This is a genomic window from Methylophaga sp. (genome assembly GCF_030651745.1).
Map to the genome: position 1 here is coordinate 55,334 of NZ_JAUSCC010000061.1, position 10,251 is coordinate 65,584.

General features: G+C 44.9%; 8 protein-coding genes and 2 tRNA genes. 1 reads left to right on the forward strand and 9 read right to left on the reverse strand.

All coding sequences use genetic code 11. The features are described from left to right. Positions 1–18: 18 nt before the first annotated feature. Positions 19–1,017, reverse strand: a complete 999-nt coding sequence (locus tag Q7V21_RS07335) for a cytochrome-c peroxidase (RefSeq protein WP_304916658.1) — start codon at positions 1,015–1,017, stop codon at positions 19–21. Positions 1,018–1,203: 186 nt separating this feature from the next. Here Q7V21_RS07335 and Q7V21_RS07340 point away from each other — a divergent pair, with 186 nt between their 5' ends. Continuing rightward, positions 1,204–2,955 carry a PQQ-binding-like beta-propeller repeat protein gene (locus tag Q7V21_RS07340; RefSeq protein WP_304916659.1) on the forward strand — a complete coding sequence of 584 codons (1,752 nt, stop codon included), beginning with the start codon at positions 1,204–1,206 and terminating at the stop codon, positions 2,953–2,955. Between the two features lie 162 nt (positions 2,956–3,117). Here Q7V21_RS07340 and Q7V21_RS07345 read toward each other — a convergent pair whose 3' ends face one another. The 8 genes from Q7V21_RS07345 to Q7V21_RS07380 all read right to left on the reverse strand — a co-directional run. Beyond that, positions 3,118–3,546, reverse strand: coding sequence for a group 1 truncated hemoglobin (locus tag Q7V21_RS07345; RefSeq protein ID WP_304916660.1), 429 nt, complete (start codon positions 3,544–3,546; stop codon positions 3,118–3,120). Further along, positions 3,546–4,376, reverse strand: coding sequence for a DUF3034 family protein (locus Q7V21_RS07350; RefSeq protein WP_304916661.1), 831 nt, complete (start codon positions 4,374–4,376; stop codon positions 3,546–3,548). Before Q7V21_RS07350 ends, Q7V21_RS07345 begins: the two co-directional genes overlap by 1 nt. Next, entirely contained in the window at positions 4,336–6,687 is a 2,352-nt protein-coding gene (locus tag Q7V21_RS07355; protein WP_304916662.1) for a bifunctional diguanylate cyclase/phosphodiesterase, read from the reverse strand. Before Q7V21_RS07355 ends, Q7V21_RS07350 begins: the two co-directional genes overlap by 41 nt. After that, complete coding sequence (locus Q7V21_RS07360; RefSeq protein WP_304916663.1) at positions 6,668–7,330, reverse strand: methylamine utilization protein; 663 nt, start codon at positions 7,328–7,330, stop codon at positions 6,668–6,670. The genes Q7V21_RS07355 and Q7V21_RS07360 overlap by 20 nt, the downstream gene beginning before the upstream one ends. Positions 7,331–7,378: 48 nt before the next feature. Continuing rightward, the gene (gdhA, locus tag Q7V21_RS07365; protein ID WP_304916664.1) at positions 7,379–8,731 is read right to left on the reverse strand and encodes an NADP-specific glutamate dehydrogenase; all 1,353 of its coding nucleotides are present in this window, start codon (positions 8,729–8,731) and stop codon (positions 7,379–7,381) included. Between the two features lie 267 nt (positions 8,732–8,998). Next, a tRNA-Thr gene (locus Q7V21_RS07370) sits at positions 8,999–9,074 on the reverse strand. A 122-nt stretch (positions 9,075–9,196) separates the two neighbouring features. Next, positions 9,197–9,272: transfer RNA gene (locus Q7V21_RS07375), tRNA-His, on the reverse strand. A 532-nt stretch (positions 9,273–9,804) separates the two neighbouring features. After that, a partial coding sequence (locus tag Q7V21_RS07380) for a S1 RNA-binding domain-containing protein (RefSeq protein ID WP_304916665.1) occupies positions 9,805–10,251 on the reverse strand: 447 nt, incomplete at its 5' end.

Here is a 10,251-nt window from a genome sequence, read left to right on the forward strand (position 1 = left end):
CCGGGCTTTTTGATTGGATTAGTTTTCGAAAGGTACAGGAATTGGTGTATTAGATGTTGAAGGTGGCAACTGCGGAATGGCAAATTGTGGTTGATCACCCGTCAGCGTTTTCAAAAATGCAGTAATATTTTTGATGTCATCTTCTTCAAGTTGTTGGCCCAATTGCAGTCTTGCCATTACATCCACGGCATCTTCAAGTTTCCAGTAAGCACCATCATGAAAGTAAGGATAGGTCAGTTCAACATTACGTAAAGTTGGCACTTTAAATGAGAAACGATCGGCATCTTTACCGGTCACGCCAATACGACCTTCAGCAGGATTATCAGTTTGGTACGGCTCCACAATACCCATTCTTTGGAATGAGCTGCCACCCACGGCTTCACCGTTATGACAGGCGACACAGCCGATTTGCTTGAACTTCTGATAACCGGCAATTTCAGTGTCGGTCAGGGCATTGTCATTGCCTTGCAACCATAAATCAAAACGGGAATTGGGGGTGACCAGCGTTTCTTCAAAGGCAGCAATGGCATTGGTGACCTGATCCAGCGTGATTTCTTCACTGCCGTAAATTTTATTGAACTCAGCAACGTACTGAGGAATCGAACGCAGTACATCAATGGCTAAAGAATGGCTGAAAGCCATCTCCATTGGATTGGCAATTGGACCGGCGGCCTGTTCCTGCAAATCGGCAGCACGACCATCCCAGAATTGCGCCAGATTCATACTGGAATTCAGTACGGTTGGCGAGTTGATAGGACCCTGTTGCCAGTTATGACCAATCGAGGTCGGCAGGTTATCGCTACCCCCCATACTAAGGTTGTGGCAGGAATTACAGGAGATAAAACCGGAACGTGACAAGCGAGGATCGAAAAACAGTTTTTTCCCGAGTTCAACTTTATCCGGTTCGGTGATAATGAACGGCTGAATAGGTTTAATCGGTTCATTTGCTAAACGATTAGCCATGACAGGGGAAACATTCAACAGGGTAACAAGACCCAACAGGAGTGTTTTATGCATTTTCCACCTCAAATTAACTGCTTAACAAAATTGTTGTTGAGTTGATTGTAAGTGGAGTAATTGTTTGCAGTAGTGTTATCGGGTACGTAATTGATCTGGATCAATAGATGCAAACAGCATGATGAGGCATATCACTCAGATATTAATTGCTATCATGACTAAAAAAATAATGAGAGAGAGAAAACAATGCATGTAAAAGACTTTATCTGGTTAAGCGGCTTGTTGGCTGTCATATCGCAGCCACTGTCAGCTGCAGAAAATGATTGGCCGGTTTATGGTGGTGATAACTTGCATCAGCGACATAGCACGTTGACACAAATCAATAAAAGCAATGTCAGCGGACTGGTCGAAGCGTGGGAATTTGATACCGGTGTTAATGACACTTTTCAGGCTACGCCGGTAGTACAGGATGGTGTGATGTATGTTTCTCTGCCATTTAATGATGTACTTGCCTTGGATGCCGCGAGCGGCAAACAGTTATGGCGCTATCAACATGATCTGGATAAGGATTATCCCATTTGCTGTGGCCCGGCCAATCGTGGGGTGGCAGTTGCCCATGGCATGGTTTTCACCGGTACGATTGATGCGCGATTGATTGCATTGGACGCAAAAACGGGAAAGAAACGCTGGGATCATCGAGTTATTGGTGAGAACACTGGTATCAGTGAAGATGTCAGCAAACTGGATGATACCGAGTTGGGCAGCGTGTCGGGTACCTCCGGTGCCGGCATTAATATGGCACCGATGATCTATCAGGATACGGTTATTATCGGTATCACTGGTGTCGGTTATGGCTTACATCTGGATGCTACAGACAATGACTCATCATTGGGTACGGTAGTGGGGATAGCAGGAGAATATGGTCGCCGTGGCTTTATGGCTGGTTATGATATACATACTGGTGAGCAGACATGGCAATTTGACACGATTAAGTCTGAGGGATGGGAAGGCGATTTTGTTACTAAAACGGCTGATGGTATTACCCTGCCTCGCGATATTGCTAAAGAAAAAGCGGCTTTAAAAAAATATCAAGATGCCTGGCGTTATGGCGGTGCCTCAGCATGGAGTACTCCGGTTATTGACCCCCATACGGGCATTCTGCATTTCGGAACTGGCAACCCGTCACCACAGATGGAAGGCTCATCTCGACCTGGCGATAATCTTTATAGCAGTTCCTTGTTAGCGTTGGATGCCAGTAGCGGTCATTATCGTTGGCATTATCAACAGGTACCCCATGATAGCTGGGGTTATGATGTTGCCAGTCCACCAGTCTTATTTGATATTACGATTAGAGGCCAACCCGTTCCGGCGATTGGTCAGGCAGGAAAAACCGGCTGGTTTTATGTTCATGACAGACGTAATGGCAACTTTCTGTATAAAAGCGAAGCTTTTGTTCCGCAAAAAAATATGTTTTCACTTCCAACGCCTGAAGGCACCATTATCTACCCAGGTGTAATGGGAGGAGCCAATTGGTCTCCGGTATCGGTTGATGCTCGGCGTCGTTTGGTCTTTATTCCAGCTATGCATTGGCCAGTGGAATACAAATTACATCAGCAGCCCGCGAGCGAAGGTAAAGAATCGGTGCGATATTCCTCTATGTCGCCGTTAAATACACCGGAAAAGCATGGCTTATTAACAGCAATTGACTTGGATAATGGCAAGATTGTCTGGCAGGTGAAAACCGAAAACCCATTGATTGGGGGCGTGTTAAGTACAGCCAGTGGTCTGGTCTTTACCGGAGAAGGTAGTGGTGAGCTGATGGCTTTTGATGCCGATTCTGGTGAAAAACGCTGGAGTGGCAAAACAGAGGCGGGTGTTAATGCACCACCTATTACTTATCGTATTGATGGCAAACAATATATTGCAGTGGCAGTAGGTGGTAATCGGTTGTTTGGCTTTAAAACCGGACAGAAAATTAAAGTCTGGCGTTTACCATAGGGGCTGTTTAGCTTTCAGAGCAATTCCAGTTGGCGGCATTCTTAATTCTATGACTATGCTCAGAAGACGGCACAGTGTCGATGCAGCTGATTGTGCCGTCTGATTCTCACTTACATCGCACAGTTTGCGATAAACGCAACCAAAGTGGAGTAAGAAAATTAATCAGCGATAAATGATTTCTTCGCGTAATGGTGCCAGTCTGGCAATCAGCTGGTTCTGAATGTTGTGTGGAATACCTTCGTCATCCATAGCGTTAATCAATAAATCCACCAGATGGTTAAAGTCTCTTTCATTGATATGCATACCGGTGTGAATATCCACCATATTGTCGCCGGTGTACTGACAAGGCCCATCGGAAATTGCACAAAAATGTTCAATCAGGTTTTCTTTAAACCGGCTGACCCGTGACTGGGCAAAATAATGAAAGATCTGCTGATCACGGCCGATTTCCTGCACCAGATTGTCAACGATATTAGTGATGCCCGACTCACCACCTAATTTGTCATATAACGTTGTCTGAGGAGTGGTGGCACAGCCTGAAAATACTAAACAGCACAGCAGAAAAACACTATTTCGACAGGTTCTCAGCATCAGTAATAACCTGTCACAGAAAAATACGCACCTTTCTGGTTTTTTGCACCGGCGATTTCACCCAAATCCAACCAGGCTGCTGTAAGACTAATGACTTTATTAGGAAACCAGGCAATAAACACATTTGACCAGTCATCTTCTTTTAAACCTAAATTATCGGGTTTTTGGCGATATTCAACGCCTAAGGCAACATGCCTGCCAAATAATATGGCGCTGGAAGCTTCAAGTACAATTTCACGCTGATTACCACGTTCTGCGTTACCAAACCCTAACAATCCGGTTTGATTCGCTTCGGTCGAGCGGGCAGTGATATTCCATAACCAGTTATATCCGCCAATAGCACCGAGATGGAGTTTACTGGCAGCGAGATAAATATCTGCTCCGGAATCTTCATCGGCTCCCAACAGATACGCTACCGTCGGATCATCGAGTTTTTTATGCTGAATCCCCAGACTGATTTGCGGAAAACGGCTATAGACAACATCGCCGTAAAGTCTGGCTTTGACTCCTAACACACGTTGTTTTATATCCAGATTTAACGCATCAACGTGAAATTTCTGTTTAGCAACCGAGAATTCGACACGGTCATAAAAAGTTGCCTGCGCACCACATACTTGCAGGTCGTAGTCATTTACATTTGCGACACTGCAAAACATATTGGCGGCAATTTCATCACGGCTGCCATAACCTGCTAACTGTGCCCATGGTACAAATCCGCCACCCCCGGCACCTTCAATTTGTGAAATGCCAGGGGTGGCGAGTAATTTGCCATCAGCAGCCTGAACCTGGCTAGTGACTGTTAATGTCAGCAGGAGCAGAATATGTCGCATTATTTTCACCTAACCAAGCAATGAGATCATTGGCATCTCGAGGTTTACTAATTAAATATCCCTGCACGCTATCGCAATCCATTTCTTTCAACAGTTGGTAACTGGCGGCGTTTTCTACGCCTTCGGCAACCACTTTTAAACCCAGTGAATGTGCCAGATGAATGGTGGACCAGACAATTTTCTGATCTTTGGTGGAAGTATCCAGATGGCGGATAAAACTCATATCAATTTTCAGTTCATCGACCGGTAATATTTTCAATTTTGAAAGCGACGATTGACCAATACCGTAATCATCCACGGCAATTTTGAAGCCAGCCTGTTTCAAGGTTTTTAATACTTCAATCCCCAAGCTTTCATCATGCATGATATCCCGCTCGGTGATTTCAATCGTAATCGAATCTGCCGGGATGTCATAAGACGCGATCCGGCTATTTAAATAGTGGCAGAAGTCTGGGTGGGCTAAATCTTCTGCAGAGACATTAACAGCCGCGTTTAACTGCAAACCCTGGTTACGCCAGATGCGTAGCTGTTTCAATGTTTCATTGATGACCCAGTGGGTTAGCTCAACGATTAAGCCGGATTGTTCTGCAAGACCGATAAATTTATCAGGAGCGATGCGTCCGATCCCTGGACGATGCCAGCGGATAAGGGTTTCCACCGTCTCCATTTTGTTATTATGCAGTTCGACTTTAGGTTGGAAGTTTAAAAATAACTCAATATTTTGAGGTTGTTTTAATAAGGCTTGTAAGGACTCAATCAATATTAGTTCTTCTAAATGTTGTTCCTCCTCACCATTTTTATAAATATGTATAGCCTTACGGTTATGGCGGGCGTGATCAGCTGCGATCCGGACTCTGCGCAGCATGACTTTACTGTCCTGACCATGCTCTGGGTAACAACAGACACCTGCATAGAAATGCAGGCTTAAACTGATATTACCGATTTGATAAGGTTGATCTAATGTGGCGAGCAGGGCTTTAACAATCTCTTCAGGGTTTTGCTCCGGGATTAACTGAATCACCGATAAAAACTCGATACCTTCTAACCGGGCATTGGTTTTAGCTGCTTTGGTTTCAAAACGATTGAGTCGGTTGGCCAAAGCAGACAAACATGCATCAGCAATTTCAGGGCCCAGTCGATCATTGATCTGTCTGAAATTCTGGATATACATGGCGATAATCACGCATCGACCGTATTCATTAAAGATCGTACTGAGGTTGCCACGTATCGTGTGAATATTTAATAAACCGGTTAAGGCATCGTGGCGTGCCTGCCAGGTTACCACTTGCTCACGTTGTTTGATTTCCTGCCCCATGGTGCGAAGTGCACCCGCTAAATCTCGGATTTCACTGCTGGCCTGACCGGGTTCGCTCCAGGCATCATAATGACCCTTGGCAAATTGATTAGCGATCTTGACCAGTTTCGCCAGAGGCGTTGTTAACGTGTGTGCGATGATGGTGCTGATAACCGTTGCTAACAGGATCACTAAAAACACAATAAAGATGATTTGGTAGGCCATATCATCATATTGTTTGTATATCGATCGTAAATCAGCAGTGAATAGGAAGCGGATAGGATTTTCACTGCTGGTGGCGGGCATAAAATCAGAACTGATAAAGGTAGGTCTGTCCAGCCACAGCCATCTGGAATGGGCCGCATTGATTTCATTTACAAAGTGTTCATCCCTGGAAAAGCCTTCGAGCGTTGAATGAACCGGAATGGCGTTATTCATCAGAGTCAGATCCAGCCCGGTGAGATGTTTAAGTTCAAACAATGTTGCCTGATTAAGTTCAAAACCGACCAGACTATAGGCAATGGTTCGTGGTGCCATCACGGGTAACAGTATGAGCTCATAAATTCGGTTATCCAGCATGACAATGTGTGCTGTAGCCGGTTTTTGCAGCAGGTCTTGTACGATTTGGCTCAGTATCGCCACATCATTGCTGCTGGAACGACTGCTGGAAATTAAATTACCGGATAAATCAGTTAGCAGCATCAAATCAGCATTGATGCGTGCTCCATGGTTGGCCAATACACTGGCAATAGTATCTTTATCGCCTGACGACACAGCCTGTTTAAAACCGAAATCAGCTGTGAGCACGCGTGCCGAGTTAACCAGATTATTTTCAGTGGAGCGGATGTACTGACGCAGAATATTTTCGGCAGCGATGATGTTCTGGGCGATTTGATGCTGATTAAAACGATTGGCAGACCACCATGAAATCGCCTGAATAACCAAAGTGGTTATCAGCACGAGTGCTAACGCAAATAACAGAATTTGCGTGCGTAATCTAATGATGCCCAGGCGCACCAAAAGTATCCTCAAAAGAATCGCGTGGCGGAGGAGGGAGTAACTCTAGCTCAACGATGTATTCCCCGAGAGCATTTTGTTCTAGCTGGTTTACCTCAAAGGTTTGACGGCTTTCAGCGCCATTTGCTGCATACGGATGCCAGATACTGATTTGAGAGGAGGGCTCCGCTGTTGCTACATGAACCACACCTAAATCAGATGAAAAAAAGAATTGGTGCTGCGCGACATAAATATAACCAATCATCGAATCATGAATATTACAGCCCACCACCACAACGCCGGGTTTTTCAAACACAATTTCTTTCTCAGGTTTATCGGCATAGAGCTTCAGTTCAAAGGTTTTGGCTTCCGAGAAAGAGTAAACATGATGGCGGATATTGTCGCTGTTGGGGAAATCAACGGATTGGCCTTGCTGAATAATAATCTGTTCGGGAACAAAAGCTTTGTTGATTTGATCAATTACCGCAATATTAGATGGTGAACCTTTGAGTTCAGCAGAGTTGAGAATTTCAATAACGGCATTGGAAACCGGTTGCCGATACTGATCGATAATATTTAAGGTTACAGTATCGGCCTGAACCGGCAATGCCAAAAATAGTGGGCTGATCAGGGTGTATTTAGCAATCTTAAAATAGGATCCCACTTTTATATCCTAAGGTTATGACCTGAAATTAAGAAAGGATAGTCGTGATTAAACCAATCCCTGCTCTAACATAGCATCCGCGACTTTACGGAACCCAGCAATATTGGCACCTAATGCTAAATTGCATGGCTGATGAAATTCTATGGCCGTTTCTGAACAGCGTTGATAGATATCTTTCATGATCTCCTGCAACCGTTTATCCACTTCAGTAAACGACCATTGAATCATACTGGCATTTTGAGCCATTTCAAGCTGACTGGTTGCCACACCACCTGCATTAGCGGCTTTGGCGGGACCATAATGCATTCCTGTACTGATAATATGTGCCTGTGCTTCAGCGGTACAAGGCATATTGGCACCTTCGACAATGCAATTCACACCATTGTCTGACAGTGCTTTTGCATCGGCTAAAGTCAGTTCATTTTGAGTTGCACAGGGAAATGCAGCGTCGGCTTTGATGCGCCAGACAGCATGGCCGTCTTTTGGATACTTGTCGATAGGAGTAAATTCGGCATCAGAATGTGATTCCAGATAGTCAATCAAGCCACTGCGACGTTGCTCTTTCAGTTCTCTGACCAGCCTTAAATCGATACCTTTTTCATGATAAATTGTGCCGGTGCTATCAGAACAGCTAACTGGCAGAGCACCCAACTGATACAGTTTTTCAATGGTATGAATCGCAACATTACCTGCGCCGGAGACCAGACATCTTTTACCGTCCAGGCTGTCATCATGGGCTTGCAGCATATTTTCGGTGAAATAGACTAGACCATATCCAGTGGCTTCAGAGCGAACCAACGAGCCACCCCAGTTAAGCCCTTTGCCAGTTAACACTCCTTCAAAATTACCGTTCAAACGTTTGTATTGACCAAACAGATAACCGATTTCACGTTTTCCTACACCGATATCACCTGCAGGAACGTCAACTGTGGCGCCGATATGACGATGTAATTCAGTCATAAAAGCCTGACAGAAGCGCATGATTTCCTGGTCTGAGCGGTTTTTAGGATCAAAATCTGAACCGCCTTTGCCACCACCGAGTGATAACCCGGTTAATGCATTTTTGAAAATCTGCTCAAAGCCGAGAAATTTAATGGTGCTGGCATTTACCGAAGGATGGAAGCGGATCCCACCTTTGTAAGGGCCAAGTGTTGAGCTGAACTGAACGCGGTAGCCTTTGTTGACATGCACTTTACCTTCATCGTCATGCCAGACTACCCGAAACATGATCTGACGTTCGGGTTCAACCATGCGTTCAATAATATTTTGCTGCAGGTATTGTGGATGTTTATCGATTAACGGGCGGATAGATTGCAGAATCTCTTCTGTGGCTTGATAAAATTCTGGCTGGCCCGGACTGCTTCGTTGCAGCTTTTGCATCGTCGTCTCAATATAAGACATTCATCACTCACTTGATTAGGTTTACTGGTTGGAATTAGGCTAAACAATTTAACAGAAACTTTGCCGATTATCAGACTTGATGGCGTATTAAACGTTCAGGCCAGTAATTTTGAGGTGGCTCGTATGCAATTTTGTTCGCTCCGGGTATCGATAAAATAATGTGCTCGCACGATGCTTATCGAAACGGGACGGGATAAACAATATAAAGTTTTGAAGCCGAATTTCAGGCAAAAAAAAGGCCGTGTATAAACACGACCATTTAATTTATGGAGCCGGAGATAGGATTTGAACCTACGACCCACTGATTACAAATCAGTTGCTCTACCAACTGAGCTACACCGGCAACAAGAGGCGCATTATACAAACAGTGTGGGTGGCGTGCAAGCCTGAATCAACTGTTAAAACATAATGCTGAATCGTTTATTTACAAACATTCACATGAGGGTAATAGACGATTACAAAAAGTGGGGTGAATGATGGGGCTCGAACCCACGACAACCGGAATCACAATCCGGGACTCTACCAACTGAGCTACATTCACCACAGAAATCTATTCAAAAGCCACTTTAATTAATTGGGTGACTTTCAGGAAGTCGACAATTGTACTGCCTTTATTTTTCTGGTCAAGGGAAATTCAGACCTTAGGGTCTGTTTATCGTTCAGAGCCACCACTGCTGGAGGCTATTTTTTTGTCCAACAAGACGGAAATGATGCGATGTAGTTGTTCTACATAAATCATTTCCAACGCAGTTGGGCGGAATGAGCCCCAGCCCTACGGGTTGAGGCTGAAAATGCACCACTTATGTCCACGGATGGACAGGCCGCTATCGCTATCCCTGCTATCGCGGCATTCGGGCATCCCTGCCCATTATATGCCGGTGCGCCAGGGAGGGGCGCGCCGGTCTGCGTTACTCGTAGTTTTATTTAGAGCGACTACAAAAACGTCAGGAACGTTTTTGAGCGTAAGCCCCCAGGGGTGAGATACATGGATGTATCTCACAAACTTCACTCCTCGCGCCTTGATTGGTGCATTTTCAGTCACAACAGAGGCGGCTATGAAAGATCAACAGACCCTAAGCCAGATCAAGGTCAATTTTCTTTTCATCCAAATCGACACGTACAACTTTCACACGTATTGAATCACCTAAACGATAAGATTTACGCGTTCTTTCACCCATCAAGCGGTGACCACTGGCATCAAATTGATAATAATCGTTTTTCAGTGAAGTGACATGGACTAAACCTTCTATATAGATGTCACTGAGTTCAACAAATAAGCCAAATCCAGTCACACCACTGATCACGCCTTCATGAACTTCACCAACACGGTCACGCATATATTCACATTTGAGCCAGTCAGCGACATCACGTGTTGCTTCATCGGCCCGACGACTGGCCATTGAGCAATGTTCGCCCAGTTGAACCATGGCTTCTTCTGAATAACGCCAAGTGGCCTTTTTCTGTTTGGTAATGGCATGCTTGATAGCACGGTGTACTAATAAATCCGGGTAACGGCGAAT